This is a genomic window from Staphylococcus sp. HMSC035D11 (assembly GCF_001836075.1).
GTDB classification, from domain to species: domain Bacteria; phylum Bacillota; class Bacilli; order Staphylococcales; family Staphylococcaceae; genus Staphylococcus; species Staphylococcus hominis.
Map to the genome: position 1 here is coordinate 79,803 of NZ_KV827224.1, position 23,971 is coordinate 103,773.

Consider the following 23,971-nt stretch of genomic DNA (forward strand, 5'->3'; position numbering starts at 1 on the left):
ATTTTACGATTCTTTATTCGGCTTATCTTTTTTATCTTCTTCATAGAGCGTTTCGTCTTTTCTCCATTTAGAAAATAAATTTTGTGCTTTTGCTTGTTCATTTGCCTGTTTTTCTTTAGATTGTTCAGACATACATTACACCAACCTTCAAAAGATTATTGTATCTATTTTAGACATTAACGCATTTATTTATTTTTTTCAAATTATATTTTTTAATACTCATTCTGAGGTTTTAAAGTGATTGATTGTCCTAGGCGATTTAATTCCTGTTCCATTTCAATTTCCGTACTAAAGACTTTAATCGTATCACTTCCGAATTTATAGATGATAAATTCATTATCTCTTTGCCCTACAATGTAATTATCATTATATCCCATTCTAACTATACCTGAAACTTCCATAAATTCTTTTTTATCTATAAATTTAAACACATTTTTTGTTTGACTAGCAGGAATATTCTGAAGTAAATGATTTTCTTCTATAGTATAACTTTTTCCATTAGTAGGCACTGGTGTTGATGTTTGATTACTTGGCAAGAGCTCGAATTGGTTATTGGGAGGTTGATTCATAGGATTCCAGTCCTGTTCTCTTAAAAACGGGGCATATTTTAATGCAAAATAAACAATACTAAGGATTGCAATAACTGCTACTATATTTTTAAAAATACTAAAAACCATTCGCAATAAAATCCCTCCAATTTTAAATCTAAATTATTATAAATATAAAATAGATTTTATCCATCGGTCTAAAGAAGTAAATTAAGTAAATTCTTAAGACTGATTAACATTTTCTTAAAATATATTATAATAATTAATATCACTCGTAAAATAAATTTAGAGGAGTGTGAGAAATGAACATTCTTACAATTATTTTACTTATCTTGCTTGCAGTTATACTTTTTAAAGTAGGATTTGCACTTTTAAGATTTTTAATCTCTGCTGCTTTTATTATTCTCGGACTGTATTTAGCCTATCAAGGTGTTCTTTGGATTTTAGAAAATTTTAATGTGCTTTCAGCTTATATAAGATAATGAAAAAGCTAGTTACTTTTCAATGTAATTAATACAATCTACCCTTTATTAATTCGTTTATGATTGTATTGTATGAAAAGTTAACTAGCTTTATTTACGATTGCTTTGAGACAAGTATTCATAAATTTTATATATTGTTGCTAATAGTAACCCAAATATCGTTCCAGTTACTATATCACTAATGAGTAAAATATATAATTGAGTATGCGTATGGTTGACGAATACTCCAATAAAAGAAAAAATGGTAATACCAACAATCGATAATAACACGGTATTAAGCGTTTCTTTTAAACGAATTGTTTTTTGTTTAATATTCAATCTCATTATGTAAATAATAGGTATTAACACCCCTATGATTAAAATTAAAGTCATCATACACCTCTAAATATATAATTAAGGCTTATTATACTAAAATTTTAACAATGAGACTATAAATAATTTTTAATCTTTTATACGAAATACCCCTCCTCTACTAAACTAGTAAATTTTTGATCACCGATAATAATGTGGTCAAGTAATTCAATGCCAAGAATTTGTCCACATTCTTTAAGTCTAATGGTAGTAGCAATATCTTCTTTTGAAGGCGTCACATCTCCAGATGGATGATTATGAATCACAATTACTGCATTACATGAAGCTCTAATGGCAGCATTAAAGACTTCTCTTGGGTGTATCACTGAAGAGTTTAATGTTCCTATAAATATAGTTTCTTCTTTTATCACTATATTTTTAGTATTTAAAAATAAAGCAACTAAATGCTCTTGAGTTAAATCTTTCATTTTAGACATCATCATATCTGCGACATCTTTAGGAGATTTAATCTTTACTTTTTCAATTGAATTACGTTTATTTATTCTTTCTCCCAATTCGAAAGCGGCTTTTAGTGTCACTGCTTTATGCAATCCTATACCTTTTATTTTTAACAAATCATGTATTGAAAGTAATTTTAATTCTTTTAAATTATTTACTTTATTAATCATTTCATTTGCAATATCAATACTTGAAACCCCTTGTCGTCCAGTGTTAATTAAAATTGCTAATAATTCACTGTTAGACAAACTTTTTTCACCATATTGAATGAGTCTCTCTTTAGGAAGCTCACTTTTGGCCATATCTTTAATTTTCAAAAACATCACCTTTTCTTTATTAGTTACATAATATTGTTGGAAAAATTAATTAATAAAATATATGAGATTGAAATAAAAGGAATAAGTGGGATTTTACGTATCTTAAAACGAAACAAGATGATATAAAACATAAGACCAATTGCACAAGTTAATAATATTAGATGAAGCATAAATTCATAAGTATAAAATATAGAAAGTATACTAAGTAATAAAATATCACCGTACCCTATACTTTTAGAATTTAACAGAAAAAATGTATGTAATAGAAAGAAAATAAATATAAATGAAATCAAATGTAATGAAGAAATATAGATACCGACAAAGAAAAAAACGAGGATTAAGTTACTGTTGATTGTTAATGTTTGAATATCGGTTAGAGACATCGTTATCAACATTAAACAAGTTAATATAAAGAGAGAATAATTTATATGTATATCGATAAATATTAAATATGGGACAATAAGAAACGATAATATTTCACCTATAATATAGGAGCGTTTTAAAGGATTTGAACAGCATCTCGAGCGTCCTTTTAAGAATATGAAACTTAATAATGGTATAGTATCAAACCACTTTAATGATGTATGACAATAATCACATTGTGATCGTCGCTTGAAATATTGAAGATTCACTTTCTCTATACTTGAAAATTGATATAAAAAACTAAATATTACACTACACGTAAATGCTAATAATACTATTATACTGATCACCTCATATCATTCATTATAACTAAAATATGGTCTAAGTAAATGGAATAACGAGGATTAGATTAAATTCATTTCAATAAATAAATATATCTTCTTTAAAGCATTTTAAATTCAATAAAATGAATAAAACCTTTATTAAAAATAATCAGTCCACTCTTAATCTATCAATTATATAACTAATAAAAAAGCTATGAAGAAGTTTAATTTGTAACTTTCTTCATAGCTATATTTAGATATTTAACATACTATATATTATGAATTAAATTCAACTTTCGATTTTACTTCACTTATAAAATATAAACTGCCTGTAATCAATAAGCCCTCACCATCATAATGATTTATAAAATCTACATAATCATCAATATATTCGATGTTATCAGCATCTATACTCTCAAGTAATTCTTGTTTAGATAAGGCTTTATGAAAATCAAATTCAGTAAAATAAAATGTACCAGCTAAATTTTGTAATTTACTTAACATTTCGTTTACAGGTTTACCTTTAATGGCTGAAAATAAAACATCCATTTTCTCAAGATCATAATAATTTTTGATTGTTGAAACTAATGCTTCAACACTTTCATTATTATGTGCTCCGTCAATAATAATAAGAGGTTTTTCTTTAACTTGCTCAATACGTCCTGTCCAACAAACACTTTCAATAGCATCAATCATTTTATTAAAATCTAATTCAATAATATTTTCTTCGTTCAACTCTATTAAAGCTGTAATAGCTAATGAAGCATTTTCTTTTTGATGATCACCTATCATATCTAAGATGATTGTTTCTAACTCATAATCTTTATATCTATAAGTAAATTCATCATCTTCAGATACAATAATGATTTCTCTATCTAGTTCAATTGGCTTTGCATTCTGATTTTCCGCTAAATCTCTAATGTATTTTAAAGCTTCCTCATTTTTGACTGCATAGATGACGGGTACATTAGGTTTTATGATAGCACCTTTATCTTTTGCGATATCTAAATACGTACTTCCTAAAATATCAGTATGATCTAATCCTATACTTGTCAAAATTGAAAGAATAGGAGTAAACACATTAGTTGAATCATTTTTAATTCCTAGTCCCGCTTCTACAATAACAAAATCTACAGGATGTATCTCTCCAAAATATAAAAACATCATTGTTGTTATAATTTCAAATTCTGTTGCAGAACCGAGTTCGGTTTCTTGTTCTAACGCTTCACTTACTGGTTTAACTCGTTTTACTAATTCAACTATTTCGTCATTTGAGATCGGATAACCATTTAAACTAATTCGTTCATTAAACGTTTCAATAAAAGGAGAAGTAAATGTTCCAACTTCATATCCATTCTCAACTAATGCAGCTCTTAAATAAGCTACTGTAGAACCTTTACCATTTGTTCCACCCACATGAATACCGCGAATATTTAATTGAGGATTATTTAAGTGGTTAAGCATCCATTCCATTCTTTTAACACCAGGTTTAATACCAAACTTAGTGCGCTCATGTATCCAATATAAGCTATCTAGGTAATTCATTGACAATTCTCCTATGCTTTTAATTGTTCAATTCTGTTTTTAACACCATTATATTTTTCTTGATATTTTTGTTGTTTTTCGCGCTCTTCATTTATAATTTTTTCAGGTGCTTTATTAACAAAATTCTCATTTGATAATTTTTTATCAACACGGTCTAATTCTTTTTGAAGTTTGTCTAACTCTTTCTCTAAACGTTCAATTTCTTTATCCATATCAATAAGTCCTTCTAACGGTAAAATGACTTTACCAGCAACTACTACCGCTGTCATCGCTTTTTCAGGAATATCTACATTTGTATCGATGGTTAATTCACTTGGATTACAAAATCTATGAATATAATCCGCATTTTTTTCTAAGATTGTTTTAATTTCTTCATTTTTAGCTTGAATGAGAATAGGGATTGATTTAGAAAGTGGTGTGTTTACTTCTACGCGTGATTGTCTCACAGATTTAATAATTTCAACTAATTGTTCCATTGTCTGTTTACTTTCATCAAACACAAACTCTTCTTTAACTGTCGGCCATGCTGCTTTTACAATTGTTTCTCCTTCATGCGGTAAACTTTGCCAAATTTTTTCAGTTACAAATGGCATAAATGGATGTAGCATTCTCATTATTTGATCAAGTGTATAACTTAGAACAGAACGTGTTGTTTGTTTTTGAGCTTCATCTTCACCATTCATTGGTATTTTACTCATTTCAATATACCAATCACAGAATTCATCCCAAATAAAGTTATATAAAGCACGTCCAACTTCACCAAATTCATATTTTTCACTCAGATTAGTAACGGTCTCTATTGTTTCATTTAGTCGTGTTAAAATCCATTTATCCGCTAAAGATAAATTACCAGATAAATCAATGTCTTCCACTTTAAAGTCTTCTCCAATATTCATCAAGCTAAAGCGAGCACCATTCCAAATTTTATTAATAAAGTTCCATACAGATTCAACTTTTTCGGTAGAATAACGTAAGTCATTACCTGGAGAAGAACCAGTTGCTAAGAAGTAGCGTAAACTATCTGCTCCGTATTTTTCGATGACATCCATTGGATCTACACCATTACCAAGTGATTTACTCATTTTACGACCATCTTCAGCTCTTACTAAACCATGAAGAAGTACATCATTAAATGGTCGTTTACCAGTAAATTCTAATCCTTGGAAAATCATTCTTGCTACCCAGAAGAAGATAATATCATAACCGGTTACAAGAACATTCGTTGGATAGTAACGTTGATAATCTTTTGCTTCTTCATTAGGCCAACCTAAAGTTGAGAATGGCCATAACGCACTTGAGAACCATGTATCTAACACATCTTCATCTTGAGTCCAATTTTCGATATCAGCAGGTGCTTCTTCTCCAACATATACTTCACCTGTTTCATTATGATACCAAGCTGGAATTTGGTGACCCCACCATAATTGTCTAGAAATAGTCCAATCTCTAATTTCTTCCATCCAACGATTAAATGTATTTTCAAAACGTGGTGGATAAAAATCAATTCGATTATCTGTTTTTTGATTATCTAGTGCTTGTTGCGCAAGTGGTTTCATTTTTACAAACCATTGTGTAGATAAATAAGGTTCTACTACTGCACCAGAACGTTCTGAATGACCTACAGAATGCATATGTTCTTCAATTTTAATCACTAAATCTTGAGCTTTTAAATCTTCTACTAATTTTTTACGACATTCGAAACGGTCTAAACCAGCATACTGAGATGCATTGTCATTCATTTTTCCATTTTCATCCATTACGATAATGTTTTCTAAATGATGTCTCTGACCAATTTCAAAGTCATTAGGATCATGTGCAGGTGTAACTTTCATAGCCCCACTACCAAATTCAATATCAACATACTCATCTGCTAAAATTGGTAATTCTCTACCTATAATTGGTAAAATCACTTTTTTTCCTATAACATCTTTATAACGTTCATCATTTGGATTAACGACTATAGCAGTATCCCCTAGCATTGTTTCAGGACGAGTTGTGGCAATTTCAATATATCCATTACCATCAGCATAAGGATATTTAAAATGATAAAAATGACCTTGCACATCTTCATGAATCACTTCTATATCTGACAATGCTGTACGTGCGACTGGATCCCAATTTATAATTCGCTCTCCACGATAAATAATTCCTTTATTATATAAATCAACAAATACTTTTCTAACCGCTTTACTTAAGCCGTCATCAAGAGTAAAACGTTCTCTACTATAATCAAGACCTAAGCCTAATTTAGCCCATTGTTTACGAATAAAAGATGCATATTCTTCTTTCCAAGACCAAGCATGTTCTAAAAATTTTTCACGTCCTATATCATGACGAGAAATACCTTGTTCTTTTAATTTAGCATCTACTTTAGCTTGTGTTGCAATACCCGCATGATCCATACCAGGTAAATAAAGCGTATCGTATCCTTGCATACGTTTCATTCGAGTAATAATATCTTGTAATGTTGTATCCCAAGCATGTCCTAAATGTAATTTACCAGTCACATTCGGCGGCGGAATAACAATTGTATATGCTTCTCTAGATTCATCTTCTAGAGGTTTAAAGTATTCATTTTTTACCCATTCTTCATAACGCCCCGCTTCAACTTCACGAGGATTATACTTTGATTCCATTTTCATTGAAATAACCTCCTAAAATAAAAAAGCATCCTTCCTAATATATAGGACGGATGCTCCGTGGTACCACCTAAATTCAAGACGATACCTCCATATCTTCTTGCACTTATTTATGATTAACGCTCATACACGCTTCTATCTACTATTATATGTGTATTCAATAAAAGAACTTGTGGGCTACCTTCAGTTTGATCATTATACATATTTACACCGTCCATATGCTCTCTTTGATAAGTATCAAACGTACTCTTCCCAAAAAATATATTTAATTACTAATTAATAGTATAATAGAAAACAATGATAAGTCAATCTTTTGGAGGAATATTTATGAACGCATGTGCCTTTGGAACTACAGACCCTATTTATTTAGATTATCATAATAAAGTATGGGGACAACCAGATTTTAATAGTCTTTCACTTTTCAAATTACTTGCACTTGAATCTCAACATGCTGGTTTATCTTGGTTAACTATATTAAAAAAGAAAGAGGCTTATGAAAAAGCATTTCATCAATTTGATCCTATAAAAATTTCTAAAATGACAGAGAAAGATATTAATGCTTTAATGACCTTTCCAAATATCGTACATAATAGAAAGAAATTAGAAGCCATAGTATCTCAAGCTAAGGGTTATTTACAAATTGAAAAAGAATATGGTAGCTTCAGTAAGTTTTTATGGTCATATGTTGATGGACATCCTATTGACTTGCACTATAAAACTCCCTCAGAACGTATTACAGTTGATGAAAGAGCAAAACAACTTTCAAAAGATTTAAAAGCTTATGGTTTTAAATTTTTAGGACCTGTGACTGTATTCTCGTTTATGGAAGCGGCTGGTCTATATGATGCTCACTTAGAAGGATGTCCTTCAAAACCTAATCATTAAATATTAAAAGGAGTAGAACAGATTATTTTGAATTCGTAGTTCTACTCCTTATGATTGATTATCACTTTTTTTTCGTTTTAAAAAGTAATTAATTATTGGTGCTACTAAAAATAATATAAAAAATATCCTAAAGATATGAAAACTTGATATCTTAGCAACATCTGCACCAGTAGCTATGGCAACTAGTACAATTTGACTCATACCTCCAGGAGCTCCACCTAAAAATAATTCGTTTAATGAATTATGAGTAAACAAATGAACAATAAAGACCATCAAAAATGATCCTAAAATTAAACTTATATTTTGATACATAATTGCTATAGCAATGCGACCTTTTAAATCACCTAATAAATGTGCAATTTGTAAACCAATTCTAATCATATAAATCACTTGTGCAAAAGCAAGAATATAATTATCTAAAGTAAAAGTCAGATGAGTTGATAAATTCCAAACAATTAAAACGACAATTGGAGCGAGTAATTGTTTTGTTGGAAAATTTATTTTTGACATTAAGAAATAAACAAAAGCTATAGCAATCATAATTAAAGCAATTTGGGGCACATTTAAAGCTCTTGTTAATGGTGTAGCTTTATGAATCATCTCTTCACTTGATGATGAATTGCTAAATAAAAAAGAAATAAGTGGTACAAGTACGACTACAAAAATAACCCTAGAAGTTTGGGTTAAACTTACTACTAAGATATTCGCTTTTTTATCTTCTTCAGCCATAATTAACATTTGACTTAAAGCGCCAGGTATTACACTCAAGATAGCAGTTTCAGTATTAACTCTTGCAATTTTTTTGAAAAAATAAGCAATCAATAATGATAACGTGATGAGTAAAACAGTCACCGTCACAATGGTTAACCACTCATTTTTGATATCGTTAATGACTTGTGACGTAAACGTAGATCCTATTTGTACTCCAAGTAATATTAAGCCAATCTGACTAATCCAAAAAGGCCATTTAATATTTAGTTTTAGTACTTTAACCACAATAATTGAGGCTATAATGGGCCCAAACATAAAGGGTAAAAGCATATGAGATAATTTTAATATTAAACTCATGATTATCGCTATTATTAATAATATAATATTATTTAGCCAAATTCGCCTCAAAAATCATCACTTCTTTCTAGATTAAAAGCATTTAAATTAAAAAAAGTGGAACGATGATATTATCTCATCTTTGTTCCACTTTTATTATATTAACTTTTAAATATTAAACAATTCTACTTAATGCATTATCAAAAGCATGAATCGTTTTTTCAATATCTTCTTTGGTATGTGCGGTAGATAAGAATGTTCCTTCAAACTGGGAAGGTGGTAAAAATATACCTTCTTTAGCCATTTCTCTATACATATTACTAAATAGCTCTAAATCACTTTGATTCGCTTCTTCAAAGTTGGTTACAGGTCCTTTATTTAAGAAATAACCAATCATAGAACCAGCTCTATTTACTGTAATAGGAACATTGTGTTTAGCAAATACTTCTTTAAGTCCTTTTTCTAATATATCACCTAATTTTTGGAAATGCTCATATGATTCAGGCGTTAATTGACTTAGTGTTTCATAACCACTTGTCATTGCTAAAGGATTACCAGATAGAGTTCCCGCTTGATAAATATTACCTACTGGAGCAATTTTATCCATAATTTCTTTTTTGCCTCCAAAAGCACCTACAGGTAAGCCACCGCCAATCACTTTTCCTAGGCATGTGATATCTGGTGTCACACCAAAATAACCTTGAGCACAGTTATACCCTACACGGAAACCTGTCATGACTTCATCAAAGATAAGTAAAGAACCATATTCTTTAGTGACTTCCCTTAATCCTTCTAAGAAACCTTTTTTAGGGGGTACAACACCCATATTTCCTGCAACTGGTTCTACTATCACACCAGCAATATCATCTCCATAATTTTCAAATGCTACTTTAATCGCATCTAAATCATTATAAGGTACTGTAATTGTGTTTTTAGCTGTGCCTTCAGGTACTCCTGGTGAATCTGGAAGACCTAAAGTTGCTACACCTGAACCTGCTTTGATAAGCAATGAATCGCTATGTCCGTGATAGCATCCTTCAAACTTAACAATTTTATTTCTACCAGTGTAACCTCTAGCCAGTCTTAATGCCGCTAAAGTAGCTTCAGTACCTGAAGAAACCATTCTTACTTTTTCAATTGAAGGCACTCTTTCAATAACAAGTTCAGCTAATTTATTTTCTTCTAGTGTTGAAGCACCAAAACTAGTGCCTTTATCTACAGCATCATGTAATTTACTAATGACTTGTTTATTTTTATGACCTAAAATTAATGGTCCCCAACTTAATACATAATCAATGTATTCATTGCCATCTATATCATAAATCTTCGAACCTTCACCATGATCCATAAAAATTGCTGGTGTATCTACTGATTTAAATGCTCTTACAGGGCTATTGACACCACCAGGCATAAGTGTTTCAGCAATGCGCATTGCTTCTTGTGATTTTTCATAAGTCATTAACTTGTTCCTCCTTAACCATTATTTATCTAAGTAACGACAAATATCTTTCGCGAAATAAGTAATAATCATATCTGCGCCCGCACGTTTCATTGATACCATTTGTTCCATAACCACACGTTCTTCATCTATCCAACCATTTTGAGATGCTGCTTTAGTCATAGCATATTCACCACTAACATTATAAGCAATAACAGGAATATTAGTGTTATTTTTTACATCTCTAACAATATCTAAATAACTTAAAGCTGGTTTGACAATCATCATGTCTGCGCCTTCTTTTAAGTCACTTTCTAATTCTCTTAGTGCTTCTAAACGATTAGCTGGATCCATTTGATACGTTTTTCTATCTCCAAATGAAGGAGCTGAATCTGCAGCATCTCTAAATGGTCCAAAGAAACTAGAAGCATATTTAATGCCATAGCTCATAATTGGAATATTATAATAACCAGCTTCATCTAAACCTTGTCGAATTTCGGTAACAAAACCATCCATCATATTACTTGGAGCAATAATGTCAGCGCCAGCTTCGACTTGAGAAATTGCTGTTTTAACTAATAATGGTAAAGATTTGTCATTATCAACATCATGCGTATGATCATCAATGATACCGCAATGACCATGATCCGTATATTCACATAAACAAGTATCAGCAACGATTAATAAATCTTTATGAAGTTTTTTTGCTCTACGTGTTGCCTCTTGAACAATGCCATTATGATCGTATGCACCAGAACCCACATCATCTTTTTCATTAGGTACGCCAAAGAACATAATCGCTCTAATACCTAAATCATATGCTTCATTAATTTCATCATCTAATAGATTTAAACTTATTTGATATACACCAGGTAACGATTTAATTTCGCTTCTAACATTATCTTTTTCTACTACAAAAATTGGATAAATTAAATCTTCTTTTCTAACATGATTTTCTCTTACTAAACTTCTCATTGTAGCTGAAGAGCGTAATCTTCTATGTCTATCGAATTTCATTATTTATTCCTACTTTCTAAAAATGTGTTTATTAATGCTTCAGAAGTTTGTTTATCTGCAATATAAGGTTCATAACCATAGGCTCTAATGCTATTTGCAGTTTGTTGACCTATAGCATAGTAATTTTTAAAATGCTTAGGAAATGCCTCACTAAAATAATAACGCACTGCAGATGAACTTGAAAATGTTAATGCTTCAACTTGATTATGTTGAATTAGATTGATAACTTCAATAATATTCTCTCTATCCGCTATAGGTGTATACAAGTCAATTTTCACAACATTATTATGTTCAGCGAGAGTTTGTTGTAATTTTGGTCTTGCCTGTGCACTGCTCGGAATTAAAATAGAAGATTTTTCTAGATTTAATCCTTCTAATAAACCTTCTTGAGAATAATCGTTAGGTATAAAATCTATATTTATACCTAATTGTTTACATAACTGCGCAGTTTTAGCGCCTACTACTGCAATATGTTTTACATTCACGTACTCTAAATATTTATAAAATAAATGTACGGCATTTTTTGAAGAAAAAATAAGCCAGTCATAATTATCATGCAAGAGTTGAGTATCAAATTCAAGTGATTGAATTTTAATAAATGGCTTATGAATGACTTCTACCATATCACTCTGGACTTTACTCGTTTGCGTCATAACTATCACTGGTTTCATCTAACTGTAACACCTCTACTAAGATTTAGTATTAATGTGATGCTTCTTCGTTTAATTTTCTTATAATTTCATACGCACCTTGTTCTTTAAGTATCTCACTTACTCTGTTCCCTAATTTTACAGGGTCAGTTCCTACTTCAGTATGTTCATAACGTTCCTTACCATCTGGTGTCATGATTAAGCCTGTAAACTCAATTTTATTGTTATTGTTATAATTCGCATATCCACCAATTGGAACTTGACAACTTCCATCCATTGAAGCTAAAAATGTTCGTTCGGCCGTTACACAATTTGCAACTTCATTATTGTGAACTTTTTGAAGTAACTCGAGAAGTTCAATATCGTTACTACGGCACTCAATGCCAAGAGCACCTTGACCGATTGCAGGTAGTAATGTGTCTTTATCTAAATAAGTTGTTACTACGTCATCAGACCAACCCATACGTTTGAGTCCTGCTGCTGCTAAAATAATCGCATCATAATCTTCTGTTTCTAATTTATTTAAACGTGTATCAATATTACCACGAATCCATTTAATTTTTAGATGAGGATATTTAGATAATATTTGTGCACCTCTTCTTAATGAACTTGTACCAACTATACTATTCTTAGGAAGTTCTTCTAATGGTACGTGATTTTTGGCAATATAGGCATCAAATGGTATTTCTCTATCAGGAATACAACCTAATGTTAAACCTTCTGGAATAATACTAGGAACATCTTTTAATGAGTGTATTGCCATATCGATATCGTTGTTAAATAGTTCATTTTGAATCTCTTTAACAAATAGGCCTTTTCCTCCAACCTTAGATAGTTGTTGATTCACAATTCGATCTCCCTTTGTGACAATCTCTTTAATTTCGATTTCTAAAGATGGATCAATGGCTTTTAATTTATCAATGAATTGTTTACTTTGTGTTAAAGCAAGTTTACTTCTACGTGAACCCACAACTAATTTACGCATAAACAAGGCCTCCTACATAAGTTTTCTTTTAATTAAAATGAGTAGTGAAGAATAAATTCACCATACATAGGCAAAATATCATAATATTAAAATAAATTAAATTAATTGAGATGATTTTCTTTTTTAAATACATAACGATATATACTGTATAAAGAAGCGTAATAATGACAGACAACATAACCTTCGGATCTTTAAATATTGCTATACCAACCGCATAGATTCCCCATTGAGCAATTAAAATTACACTCAATATTAATATTACTAAACCGCCCAAAGTTGAAAAAAATATAATTTTTTCAAGAGTTGCTACACTGCCAATTCTAAAATATTTCTGATTAAAGTTTTTTTCTTTAAGGTTTTTATATTGAATGATATATAGCAATGCATTTACAAATGCAAGTGCAAAAAAAGCATAACTCAATACTGCAAGCCCTACATGTACAAGTAATAATTCATTTATAACTTGTACTTTTTGTATACTGTTTGTATAGTGTTCAGGTCTAAATGTATTCATCGTTAATAAGATAAATCCAATTACATTCAAAAAAAACACAGAAAAACTTAGAACTTTAATAATATTTAAAACTAAAGAAATAGAAATAATCATCCATGACAAGAAGAAAAAAACATCAAATATGGAATTAAACAATACATCACTATGCGAAGTAATATACATAGACAAAGAGATTGTTTGTAAAAACCAAACAATCCCTAAGGCATAAATTCCAAGTACTCTAATCTTATGACTCTTCCGAACAAAGTCTATAAAATAACAAAGAATGCTAATTAAATATACAATTAATATAATTTCATGAAATCTAATAAATAGCGTTTCTTGCATATTATCACCATTTTAATATGCTTATTCAAAACTAAAGATATGTCGTACTGAAAGTTCCTTTTCTTTTTTACGTTCTTTCACTGCTTTATAAGGATCTTCGGCTTCAATATCAAATATATTTTGAAATAGCTCTAATTTTTCATTACTTTTTTTATCGTTACTCAATTCCTTAGCCTGTTTAATTGGATCTTTCAACATTTGATTAATAATACTTTTAGTATGTTTAGAAATGACTGTTCGTTCTCGTTCAGATAGATTCGGTAATTTTCTATCGATACTATCCATTGTTTCAGTTTGAATAGTCATTGCTTTTTCACGTAAAGCTCTTATTACAGGAACTACACCCAACATATTTACCCAATCATTATGTGCTTTAATTTCAGCAGGAATTTCATTAGAAATAGCTTCAGCCGCCATTTGTCGTTCTTTTAAATTAGCATCAACTAAACCTTTTAAATCATCTACATCATAATTAAATACGTCATCACTTAAATTATGACATGGTTCAATATCTCGTGGTACTGCAATGTCTAATAATAATAATTTAGATTTTCTATATGATAGTGCCTGATTAATCATACTTTTAGTAATAATATAATCTGGTGAACTAGTAGAACTAATAACAATATCAGTTGAAGTTAATAAACTAGGTAAAGATTCTAGCTTATCATAACTAACTTGATGTTTTTCAGCTAAAATTCTAGCTTTACTTTCTGTTCGATTTACAATTGTAATATGATTAATGCCTGAGCCGAGTAAATTTAATAACGACAATTCACTCATTTCACCTGCACCAATAATAACAGCATGTTTATTTTTTAATTTACCTAATACTTTTTTTGATAATTCCACAGCAGCATATGAAACACTTACAGCATTATCTGCGATATCTGTTTCATTATGTGCTTTTTTAGCAAAAGTAATTGCTTGTTTAAATAGATGATTAAAGATAGTTCCAGTTGTTTTTAAATCTTGCGCTAAGAAAAATGCATCACGCATTTGGCCTAAAATTTGTGTTTCTCCTAACACAATTGAATCTAAACCTGAAGTTACACGCAATAGATGTTCTACTGCTTCGTCCCCCACTTTAACTTCAGACATTGCTTTAATATCATCTACTTCAAATCCAAATGAACGAGCTAAAAATCGTTGAATATAATATCGTCCTGTATGAATTTGATCCACTACAGCATATACTTCTGTACGATTACATGTCGATAATATTACATTTTCTAAAATTGCTTTAGTTTCGAATAAATCTTCATTGGCTAATCGTAAGGCATCATCTCTAAAAGCAACTTGCTCTCTTAAAGCTACATCAGCAGTACGATGATTTATGCTAATAGCAATAAAATGCATTTATAACGCCCTCCATATACTAACAATATCGTTAGTATAACACATTTTAGAATGAATTTAAGTTTGATGCTCAAATAAATTAGAAACATTCTAATGTGAAGTCAAAATTTCGTCACTTAATTACAAGATATTTCTTTTAATTTATATAATTAGCAATAATATCCCAAATGTATTGCTGTTTAGAATTTTGAATAGAAGAGTAACTTATAATTGTATCGTTTGGATCTAAATCTAATTTTTGTTTTATATTTTTTATATGTTTTTGAACTTTACCTTTCGCAATTTTATCTTCCTTAGTACAAATGACTAGTGTTGGCAGATCGAAATGTTTTAAATAATTATACATTAATACATCATCTTCGGTAGGATTATGTCGTAAATCTACAAGTTGAATGACTAAACCTAGATTTTCTCGTTTAGTTAAATACTCTTCTATCATTTTCCCAAATTTTTCACGCTGTGATTTACTTACTTTTGCATATCCATATCCAGGAACATCAACAAAAATAAGTTGTTCATCAATATTATAGAAGTTTAGAGTTTGCGTTTTTCCAGGCTGTTGTGAAGTACGAGCCATATTTTTTCTACCAATCATACTATTAATAAAAGAGGACTTACCCACATTAGAACGTCCACTTAAAGCGATTTCAGTTAAATTGGTTTCAGGATATTGTTCTTCTTTCACTGCACTAATCATTAATTCTATATTATTTGGGTTAATATTCATATTCAAACACCTCTTCATTATTATAGCTGCTTTATTATAATATAAATGTTTAAAAATCTAAAATTTTAAAAAAATGATATGTATAAAAATAAGGAAGCAGTTTCGAACTCAAATGAATTCTATCACCACTTCCTTATTATATGGTTGATAATTAAGCTGAAGTTTTAGTACCGTTCAATAAATTACCTTCTGAATCATACATTTCAGGCTCGATTTCCTCATTAATTGTTTGAGCAGTTACTACAACTTTAGCAACATCACTTGTTGAAGGTACATCATACATAATATCAATTAAAGATTCTTCTATAATTGATCGTAATCCACGTGCTCCAGTTTTTCGTTCAATTGCTTTTTCACTGACTGCTGCCAAAGCTTCTTCAGTAAATTCTAATTCAACGTTATCAAGAGCTAACATTTTTGTATATTGCTTAACTAACGCGTTTTTAGGTTGCGTTAAAATATTTTTAAGCGCTTCAACATCTAATGTTTCTAAATTAGCAACTATTGGTACACGTCCAATAAATTCTGGAATTAAACCATATGCTTGTAAATCTTCAGGACGAATTTGTGCTAATAAAGCTTCTTCATCATACTTATCTGCTTCATTGCTAGCAAAACCGATAACTTTTTCACCTAAACGGCGTTTAATGACTTCATCAATACCATCAAACGCACCACCTAATATAAATAGAATATTAGTTGTGTCAATTTGAATCAATTCTTGGTTAGGATGTTTACGGCCACCTTGAGGTGGTACACTTGCTGTTGTACCTTCTAAGATTTTAAGTAATGCTTGTTGTACACCTTCACCAGAAACATCACGCGTAATTGATGTATTTTCAGATTTTCTAGCAATTTTATCAATTTCGTCTACATAAATAATTCCTTTTTCTGCTTTATCAATGTCAAAATCAGCAGCTTGAATCAAACGTAATAAAATATTTTCAACATCATCACCAACATAACCTGCTTCAGTTAAACTTGTTGCATCTGCAATAGCAAATGGTACATTCAATGTTTTAGCAAGTGTTTGTGCAAGTAATGTTTTACCGCTACCCGTTGGTCCAATTAAGGCGATATTACTTTTTTGTAACTCAACATCATCTTCATTTGGACCCAATTGTTGAATACGTTTGTAATGATTGTAAACTGCCACTGCTAAAGATTTTTTAGCTTTTTCTTGGCCAATAACATATTCATTTAAATGGTCCATAATTTCTTTAGGCGTCGGTAATTCAGTAAATTCTTCTGAAGTAGCTTGAGCTAATTCTTCTTCAACAATTTCAGAACATAGTTCGATACATTCATTACAAATGTATACACCACTACCTGCTACTAATTTTTTAACTTGATCTTGGTCCTTACCACAGAAAGAACATTTTAAATTTTCTTCATCTTCATTAAATTTAAACATTCATTTACACCTCTATCCTTAAACGACTATACTAGATAGCATTCTACAATGCAAATTGATAGTTAACAACTAAAATGCTTAAAACATATAGTAGCAGATACATATAATGATGCACCTGCTACTTATTTTTAAACTTTATATCAATTTAAAAGTTTATTATTTGTCTTCTTTTTTATCTTCTTTAGCTGAATCAACATATTTAGCATTGTCTCTTAATAAGTTAATTACTTTTTGAATACGTACATCATTTTTAATGATATCAGTATTACCAAGAGTTTGTTTAATATCTTCTACTGAGATATTAAATTGACTGCTCATTTTTTCTAATTCTTTATCAATATCTTCATCTGTGACTTCGATATTTTCTTCATCTGCAATTGCTGATAATGTTAAGTTTGTTTTAACACGTTGCTCTGCATCATCTTTCATTTGTTCTCTTAATTGAGATTCATCTTGACCAGAAATTTGGAAGTAAGTTTGTAAGTCTAAACCTTGTTGTTGGATTCTTTGACCAAATTCTTGAACCATACGATCTAATTCAGTGTCAATCATAGCTTGTGGAATATCAATTGTTGTATTTTCAGTTACTTTATTAATTGCTTCTTCTTTTTCCACATTTTCAGCATCTTGTGCTTTTTGTTCTGATAAACGTTTGCGTAAGTTTTCTTTATACTCATCTACTGAATTAGCATCTGAATCTAATTCATTTGCAATTTCATCAGTTAATTCGGGTACTTCTTTGTATTTAATTTCATTTACTTTAGTTTTGAATGTAGCTTCTTTACCAGCTAATTCTTCAGCGTGATATTCTTCTGGGAATGTTACAACAACATCTTTTTCTTCTCCAGTTTTAACGCCTACTAATTGATCTTCAAATCCTGGAATAAATGAACCTGAACCGATTTCTAAATCATAACCATCAGCTTGACCACCTTCAAATTGTTCGCCATCTACATAACCATCAAAGTCAATATTTACAGTGTCTCCTTCTTCAACTGCACCATCTTCTTTAACAACCATATCAGCTAAATGACCTAAACTATGATCAATTTCATCTTGTAAATCTTGATCAGTTAATTCAGAATCTTGTTTTTCAATTTCAAGACCTTTATAATCTCCTAATTTAACTTCAGGTTCAACAGTCACTGTTGCTTCAAATTCGAAATCTCTACCTTTTTCAATTTGAGTTACATTAATTTCAGGTTGAGCGACTGGATTGATTTTAGTTTCTTCAATGGCTTCACCATAAGCTTCAGGTAAAAGAATATCTACTGCATCTTGATATAATGCTTCAACGCCAAAACGTTGTTCGAAAATTGGACGAGGCACTTTACCTTTACGGAAACCAGGCACGTTAATTTGTTTAACCACTTTTTTAAATGCTTGATCTAATGCTTTATTTACTTTTTCTGCTGGAACAGTAACTTTTAATAAACCTTCGTTACCTTCTTTTTTTTCCCAAGTTGCTGTCATGTATAAATACCTCCATGCTTACATTTTTAATTTTTTCAACTTCCCTATTATATCATAGGTCTAATATGGACACAAACAATGTTTTATAGGGGATTTTAAATAGTAATTCAACTTTACAGAATCATTTAAGTAAACTAAAATGATTTGCTCACATTTAATTATCTAACTGATAAATTAATGTTAATAATTCTTGATTTGCTTCACTTACTTCTATACCAATCATTGACTTAAAATAAACATCATAAGCTATTATCCAATCTTCTTCATTAAAAAGTGAAAATATATCAAGTGGATATAGTTTTATTGAATGATTATTCATCACATACTGAGCTTCATTTTGTATATTCAAAGCTCCATTTTCTAATCTATCGAGAACTTGGGGAATAACAGTAGTTTTCATATCTGTGTGTTCTAAACCTTTTAATGTTGTAGGGAGGATGTTGACTTCATAACCATACTTCTCAATTTTTATTTCACTATCATAATTTGAAAAACGTAAATACTCAAGCATGAGACTTTTTAAATTATAAGATTCTACTTGATTAGACAATAAAAAAGCAACCGTCTTTCTGAATTCATAATGTCCGTTATCAATGAGTTTAATCATTAATTTAGTTTGACGATTTAAATCTAAACTAGTAAATTCTGATAATAATTGACTAGAAAGTTTCTTGTCTTCATCTAATTTAGATTGGGCATATTCTTTTAATGGAAAGAGTGCCATTCTAGTTTTATGTTCTTTCACTTCGTTAATGATTTGATTAATGACTTCAACTGCTTCATAATTCTGATTTAAACCTATTAATGCTTTAATATAGAAAATAATTAGTTCGTCGTAATGAGGTATACCTTTTTTTAAGAAAATAATTGCTTCTTCTCTTAATTCTAAATATAACCCTAATTCATTTAACATGTCACATTTAATCAAAGATAATTGATTATCTAACTCGAATGAGGCTTCATATATATCAAACAATTGATACATTTCTTTATATTTATTTTGTTGTTGTGCATTTAAAATATTATGATATAATTTTTGCTTTGATTGAGGAAAAGGGATAATATCAGACATATTGAGCCCCCTTTATTTTAAATCTTTTAAAATTAACGCACTCCATGATTCAAAATGATTTAAATCATTTATTTCATCTTGTGATACCCAATTAATTTTTAAAGTGTCAGTTTCTCTAACTTCTACATCACTAGATTTCACCTTAATTTTGAAAACAACACCTATATGAACTTTACCTACTGCATTAGTATCATCATTAATAAAACCAATATATTCCATATTTTGAGATCTATCTTCAGATAATCCTACTTCTTCATTAAGTTCTCTTTGTGCATTCACTCTTAAAACTTCATTAATTGAATCGGCACCAACAACATTATTCATATGTCCACCAACACCCACTGAAGACTGTCCGTGTAAGCGTTCTTCTCCGCCACCACTTAAACGTTGATATACTAAGATTTCATCATTTTCATTTTCTAAAAGACAATATGAAATAAGTTGTTTATAAGATGGATCTTCTTCCATATCTCCACGTCTTTTTACTTCATAGTTTTTAAACGTATTAAATATTTCTTCACCTTGAACATCGTTTTTCGATAAGAATCCATTAAATGCATTTTTTTCATTATCAAATAATAATTCTCTTGATACGACGATGATTTGTTCATCAAATTTAGACATAGTTAACTCCTTGAAATTAATATTATTTTTTAATAGTTTAACAAACCAATGATTTAAATCACAATGATATTTAACTGGTTCGTTTACTTATCATAATTCTATTAAAGAATATTTGATGAATAAAAGTAAATAAAAAAGCCAATAAGGTTTTATAGTTACCTTATTGGCTTTTAAATATGAATTATTTTAAAGCATCTTTAGCTTTTGATACTAATTCACCGAAAGCTTTATCGTCTGAAATAGCAATTTCAGAAAGCATTTTACGGTTAATGTTAATGTCAGCCTTTTTCAAACCGTTCATTAAACGAGAATAGCTGATGTCATGTTGACGTGCAGCTGCATTAATACGTGTAATCCATAATTTACGGAAATCACGTTTACGTTGACGACGGTCACGGAATGCGTATTGACCTGATTTCATCACTTGTTGTTTTGCTACTTTATATAATGTATGTTTTGAACCGAAGTAACCTTTAGCTAATTTAATCGTTTTTTTACGACGTGCTCTTGTTACTGTTCCACCTTTAACTCGTGGCATGTTAAATTCCTCCTTAAATATATCGCTTTATCATCGTTCGAAAGTAATATTAATTATTTTTTGTAAGCTAATAATTGTTTTACGCGTTTCATATCGCTTTTAGATACTAGTTTAGCTTTACGTAATTTACGTTTTTGTTTAGTATTTTTATTTGCAAATAAGTGAGATGTGAAAGCTCTAGAACGTTTTAATTGACCTGAACCAGTTCTTTTAACACGTTTAGCTGCTCCACGGTGAGTTTTCATTTTTGGCATGATTCATTTCCTCCTAATAAAAGTAAATTATTTTTCGTTTATAGGCGCTAACATAATAAACATTTGGCGCCCTTCCATTTTAGGTTTTTGTTCAACAGTGGCAATATCTTTACATTCGTCTGCAAATTTTTCTAAAACACGTTGACCAATTTCTTTGTGTGTAATTGCACGACCTCTGAAACGAATAGAAACTTTACATTTGTCACCTTTAGTTAAGAATTTACGTCCATTTTTCAACTTAGTTTGGAAATCGTGTTCCTCAATAGTTGGACTTAAACGAATTTCTTTAACATTGATAACTTTTTGTTTTTTCTTCATTTCTTTTTCTTTTTTCTGTTGTTCGAATTTATATTTACCATAATCCATAATTCTTGCAACAGGTGGTTTAGCATTTGGTGCAACAACTACTAAATCTAATTCAACTCTTTCAGCCATCTCAAGAGCTTCTCTTTTAGATTTAACACCAATTTGGTCACCATTTTGGCCAATTAAACGTAATTCTTTTGCGCGAATTTTTTCGTTAACTTGCGTTTGATCTTTTGCTATGGTTGACACCTCCCAAAATTTTACGAAATTTTCCCAAGCAAAAAGAGCGGACAATATTTGCCCGCTCTTCACTCATACACGATAATTGTGTGACATGATTAACCTGCCAACAGCTTTTTGCGTCGCTACAGGTGAGAAACGGGTGTTTCTACTTGGTTCGTTTCGTAATCAACGATACTAATCATATCAAGTTTTATTAAGCATGTCAATTGTTTTTTAAAATTAGTGATGTTTTACTTCATTCATTGAGACATCTTGGCTTAAATCAACTTCTTCAAGAGGTATTTTTTTAGTTTTATATCTTAATTTATGATAAATAAAGAATACTAAAAATACTGGAATACCCATATACGTAATAATAAATCGATTAAGATCAAAGTGCCCTGTTTTAATGAAATCTACATCTTGTCCAACAATCACAATCACACACAATATACCTGCAAATATTGGACCGAATGGGAACCATTTCGCTTTATATTTCAATTCTGATTTACGATGATGCTGAACATTAAATGCTCGTCTAAAGCGATAATGACTTACTGCAATACCTACCCAAGCAATAAACCCTGTCATACCACTGGCAGCTACAATATATTCATAAGCATTTCCGCTTAATTTTTGTACTAAGAAAATAACGACTACAAGTACACCAGTAGCAATCAATGATAAATATGGCACGCCATGTTTATTCGTTTTACCAAATGAAGCGAAAGCTAATTTATCTTTACTCATTGAATATAACATACGTGTTGATGCATACATCCCTGAATTACCAGCTGATAATACTGAGGTTAAAATAACTGCATTCATAAATGAAGCAGCGAATGCTAACCCTGCATTTTTAAAGACAAGCGTAAATGGAGATGTTGCAACATCGTTATCTCCACCCATTAATGCATTACTATTGTAAGGAATTAACATACCAATAACAAAGATGGCTAAAATGTAAAATAATAATATTCTCCAGAAAACTTGTTTAATTGCTTTTGGAACAGCACGTTCTGGATTCTCAGATTCTCCAGCAGTAATGCCTATTAATTCAGTACCTTGGAAGGAGAAACCAGCAACTAAGAATACACCTAGAATTGAAAGTAAACTACCGCCAAGATTTCCACCTAGGATTGGCCCATCACCTTTAGTAAATGTCTCAAATCCTACAAAATGTCCACCCATAATTCCTAATATAGTTAAAATACCAATAATTATAAAAATAATTACTGTAATCACTTTTATAAGTGCAAACCAATATTCACTTTCACCATATACTCTGACAGATAAAGAGTTTAATGCGAAAATAATAACTATAAAGATACAACTCCATACCCATGCTGGTATCCCTGCCATAGGTGTCCAATACTGAATGACTTGCGCTGCAATAGTTACATCTGCCGCTACAGTAATTACCCAGTTAAACCAATAGTTCCAGCCTAATGCGAATCCTAATGATGGATCTACAAATCGTGTTGCATAGGTACTAAATGAACCCGAAACAGGTAAATACGTAGCCATTTCTCCTAAAGAAGTCATTAAAAAGAATACCATAGCTCCAATAATTGCATATGCAATAAGCGCACCTAATGCACCGGCATCGTGAATAGCACCACCTGAGGTCATAAACAGGCCTGTACCAATACAGCCTCCCATTGCAATCATGGAGATGTGACGATCTTTTAACCCTCTCTTCATACCACTATCTTGATTTTCAACTTTACTCATATAAGCTCCCTTTCTTAATGTAGAGGTTAGCTAAGTATTTATTTGTTATGTGAAGATAATTAACATATTTAATTTTTATAAATGATATGTAAATCAAATTACAAATTAAAAAATAGGTACATACCGTTAAGATATGCACCCATTACTTAATCTATATCGGTAGCACATCACAAACTGTGACAGTACAGTTTCTATTCGATAACTGTCCCAACAAATCATAAGTATGGTTATCATTTGTTTCGGCATCTTTACCTTTCATACTTTCAACATACGTTCCATATCAACTTCTGAAGTATTACTTTTTAAAGATGCAACCTCTAACTCATTTTTATTTAACTACTTTGTAATATACATTAAG

At 30.4% G+C, this 23,971-nt stretch carries 25 protein-coding genes, 1 riboswitch and 2 other annotated features; of the genes, 2 read left to right on the forward strand and 23 right to left on the reverse strand.

What is annotated here, in order from left to right; genetic code table 11:
- Positions 1 to 3: 3 nt before the first annotated feature.
- Together HMPREF2647_RS11415 and HMPREF2647_RS01915 are read right to left on the reverse strand one after the other, a co-directional pair.
- On the reverse strand, positions 4 to 132 hold the full coding sequence (locus tag HMPREF2647_RS11415; RefSeq protein WP_017176153.1) for a hypothetical protein: 129 nt from the start codon (positions 130 to 132) through the stop codon (positions 4 to 6).
- A gap of 80 nt (positions 133 to 212) precedes the next feature.
- A complete protein-coding gene (locus HMPREF2647_RS01915) occupies positions 213 to 683 on the reverse strand; it encodes a DUF4930 family protein (protein ID WP_017176152.1) in 471 nt (156 codons plus the stop codon).
- 167 nt (positions 684 to 850) lie between these two features.
- Between HMPREF2647_RS01915 and HMPREF2647_RS01920 the strand changes: the two genes are divergently transcribed.
- Entirely contained in the window at positions 851 to 1,030 is a 180-nt protein-coding gene (locus HMPREF2647_RS01920) for a hypothetical protein (RefSeq protein WP_002455241.1), read from the forward strand.
- A gap of 90 nt (positions 1,031 to 1,120) precedes the next feature.
- On the opposite strand, the gene HMPREF2647_RS01925 is transcribed toward HMPREF2647_RS01920, so the two are convergent.
- From HMPREF2647_RS01925 to HMPREF2647_RS01940, 5 genes are all read right to left on the reverse strand, one after another.
- Positions 1,121 to 1,402: a hypothetical protein gene (locus HMPREF2647_RS01925; protein WP_017176151.1), complete on the reverse strand. Its 282-nt coding sequence runs from the start codon at positions 1,400 to 1,402 to the stop codon at positions 1,121 to 1,123.
- Between the two features lie 77 nt (positions 1,403 to 1,479).
- Entirely contained in the window at positions 1,480 to 2,157 is a 678-nt protein-coding gene (gene radC, locus HMPREF2647_RS01930) for a RadC family protein (RefSeq protein ID WP_017176150.1), read from the reverse strand.
- Between the two features lie 23 nt (positions 2,158 to 2,180).
- Positions 2,181 to 2,870, reverse strand: a complete 690-nt coding sequence (locus HMPREF2647_RS10950) for a prepilin peptidase (protein ID WP_049381996.1) — start codon at positions 2,868 to 2,870, stop codon at positions 2,181 to 2,183.
- Positions 2,871 to 3,119: 249 nt separating this feature from the next.
- Complete coding sequence (locus HMPREF2647_RS01935; RefSeq protein ID WP_017176149.1) at positions 3,120 to 4,388, reverse strand: bifunctional folylpolyglutamate synthase/dihydrofolate synthase; 1,269 nt, start codon at positions 4,386 to 4,388, stop codon at positions 3,120 to 3,122.
- 11 nt (positions 4,389 to 4,399) lie between these two features.
- A complete protein-coding gene (locus tag HMPREF2647_RS01940) occupies positions 4,400 to 7,030 on the reverse strand; it encodes a valine--tRNA ligase (protein ID WP_002449015.1) in 2,631 nt (876 codons plus the stop codon).
- Positions 7,031 to 7,069: 39 nt separating this feature from the next.
- Positions 7,070 to 7,296: a binding site (T-box leader), on the reverse strand.
- 58 nt (positions 7,297 to 7,354) lie between these two features.
- Here HMPREF2647_RS01940 and HMPREF2647_RS01945 point away from each other — a divergent pair.
- A complete protein-coding gene (locus tag HMPREF2647_RS01945; RefSeq protein WP_002448956.1) occupies positions 7,355 to 7,912 on the forward strand; it encodes a DNA-3-methyladenine glycosylase I in 558 nt (185 codons plus the stop codon).
- A gap of 48 nt (positions 7,913 to 7,960) precedes the next feature.
- Here the strand turns inward: HMPREF2647_RS01945 and HMPREF2647_RS01950 are convergent, their stop codons facing one another.
- The 16 genes from HMPREF2647_RS01950 to HMPREF2647_RS02025 all read right to left on the reverse strand — a co-directional run bounded on the left by HMPREF2647_RS01950 (position 7,961) and on the right by HMPREF2647_RS02025 (position 23,613).
- The gene (locus HMPREF2647_RS01950) at positions 7,961 to 9,031 is read right to left on the reverse strand and encodes an AbrB family transcriptional regulator (RefSeq protein WP_002449008.1); all 1,071 of its coding nucleotides are present in this window, start codon (positions 9,029 to 9,031) and stop codon (positions 7,961 to 7,963) included.
- Between the two features lie 103 nt (positions 9,032 to 9,134).
- Positions 9,135 to 10,418, reverse strand: a complete 1,284-nt coding sequence (gene hemL / locus HMPREF2647_RS01955) for a glutamate-1-semialdehyde 2,1-aminomutase (protein WP_049414967.1) — start codon at positions 10,416 to 10,418, stop codon at positions 9,135 to 9,137.
- A gap of 21 nt (positions 10,419 to 10,439) precedes the next feature.
- On the reverse strand, positions 10,440 to 11,414 hold the full coding sequence (gene hemB / locus HMPREF2647_RS01960) for a porphobilinogen synthase (protein ID WP_002448944.1): 975 nt from the start codon (positions 11,412 to 11,414) through the stop codon (positions 10,440 to 10,442).
- Positions 11,414 to 12,085, reverse strand: coding sequence for a uroporphyrinogen-III synthase (locus HMPREF2647_RS01965; RefSeq protein ID WP_002448958.1), 672 nt, complete (start codon positions 12,083 to 12,085; stop codon positions 11,414 to 11,416). Before HMPREF2647_RS01965 ends, hemB begins: the two co-directional genes overlap by 1 nt.
- A 31-nt stretch (positions 12,086 to 12,116) precedes the next feature.
- Positions 12,117 to 13,049: a hydroxymethylbilane synthase gene (gene hemC, locus HMPREF2647_RS01970; RefSeq protein ID WP_070859443.1), complete on the reverse strand. Its 933-nt coding sequence runs from the start codon at positions 13,047 to 13,049 to the stop codon at positions 12,117 to 12,119.
- A 28-nt stretch (positions 13,050 to 13,077) separates the two neighbouring features.
- Complete coding sequence (gene ccsA / locus HMPREF2647_RS01975; RefSeq protein ID WP_002448932.1) at positions 13,078 to 13,890, reverse strand: cytochrome c biogenesis protein CcsA; 813 nt, start codon at positions 13,888 to 13,890, stop codon at positions 13,078 to 13,080.
- Positions 13,891 to 13,911: 21 nt separating this feature from the next.
- The gene (gene hemA / locus HMPREF2647_RS01980; RefSeq protein WP_070859445.1) at positions 13,912 to 15,249 is read right to left on the reverse strand and encodes a glutamyl-tRNA reductase; all 1,338 of its coding nucleotides are present in this window, start codon (positions 15,247 to 15,249) and stop codon (positions 13,912 to 13,914) included.
- Between the two features lie 136 nt (positions 15,250 to 15,385).
- A complete protein-coding gene (gene yihA / locus HMPREF2647_RS01985; RefSeq protein ID WP_002448982.1) occupies positions 15,386 to 15,976 on the reverse strand; it encodes a ribosome biogenesis GTP-binding protein YihA/YsxC in 591 nt (196 codons plus the stop codon).
- 151 nt (positions 15,977 to 16,127) lie between these two features.
- The gene (clpX, locus tag HMPREF2647_RS01990; RefSeq protein ID WP_002448985.1) at positions 16,128 to 17,390 is read right to left on the reverse strand and encodes an ATP-dependent Clp protease ATP-binding subunit ClpX; all 1,263 of its coding nucleotides are present in this window, start codon (positions 17,388 to 17,390) and stop codon (positions 16,128 to 16,130) included.
- A gap of 156 nt (positions 17,391 to 17,546) precedes the next feature.
- Positions 17,547 to 18,863: a trigger factor gene (tig, locus tag HMPREF2647_RS01995; protein WP_049434660.1), complete on the reverse strand. Its 1,317-nt coding sequence runs from the start codon at positions 18,861 to 18,863 to the stop codon at positions 17,547 to 17,549.
- A gap of 154 nt (positions 18,864 to 19,017) precedes the next feature.
- The gene (locus HMPREF2647_RS02000) at positions 19,018 to 19,935 is read right to left on the reverse strand and encodes a hypothetical protein (protein ID WP_049434659.1); all 918 of its coding nucleotides are present in this window, start codon (positions 19,933 to 19,935) and stop codon (positions 19,018 to 19,020) included.
- A gap of 12 nt (positions 19,936 to 19,947) precedes the next feature.
- Entirely contained in the window at positions 19,948 to 20,559 is a 612-nt protein-coding gene (locus HMPREF2647_RS02005; protein ID WP_017176142.1) for an NUDIX domain-containing protein, read from the reverse strand.
- Positions 20,560 to 20,740: 181 nt separating this feature from the next.
- A complete protein-coding gene (gene rplT, locus HMPREF2647_RS02010; RefSeq protein WP_002448983.1) occupies positions 20,741 to 21,097 on the reverse strand; it encodes a 50S ribosomal protein L20 in 357 nt (118 codons plus the stop codon).
- A 53-nt stretch (positions 21,098 to 21,150) separates the two neighbouring features.
- Entirely contained in the window at positions 21,151 to 21,351 is a 201-nt protein-coding gene (gene rpmI / locus HMPREF2647_RS02015) for a 50S ribosomal protein L35 (RefSeq protein WP_002448990.1), read from the reverse strand.
- A 27-nt stretch (positions 21,352 to 21,378) separates the two neighbouring features.
- Positions 21,379 to 21,906 carry a translation initiation factor IF-3 gene (infC, locus tag HMPREF2647_RS02020; protein WP_029376817.1) on the reverse strand — a complete coding sequence of 176 codons (528 nt, stop codon included), beginning with the start codon at positions 21,904 to 21,906 and terminating at the stop codon, positions 21,379 to 21,381.
- A 23-nt stretch (positions 21,907 to 21,929) separates the two neighbouring features.
- Positions 21,930 to 22,057, reverse strand: a sequence feature (ribosomal protein L20 leader region).
- Positions 22,058 to 22,119: 62 nt separating this feature from the next.
- Entirely contained in the window at positions 22,120 to 23,613 is a 1,494-nt protein-coding gene (locus HMPREF2647_RS02025; protein WP_002448996.1) for an amino acid permease, read from the reverse strand.
- A 152-nt stretch (positions 23,614 to 23,765) separates the two neighbouring features.
- Positions 23,766 to 23,941: riboswitch (Lysine riboswitch) on the reverse strand.
- Between the last annotated feature and the right edge of the window lie 30 nt (positions 23,942 to 23,971).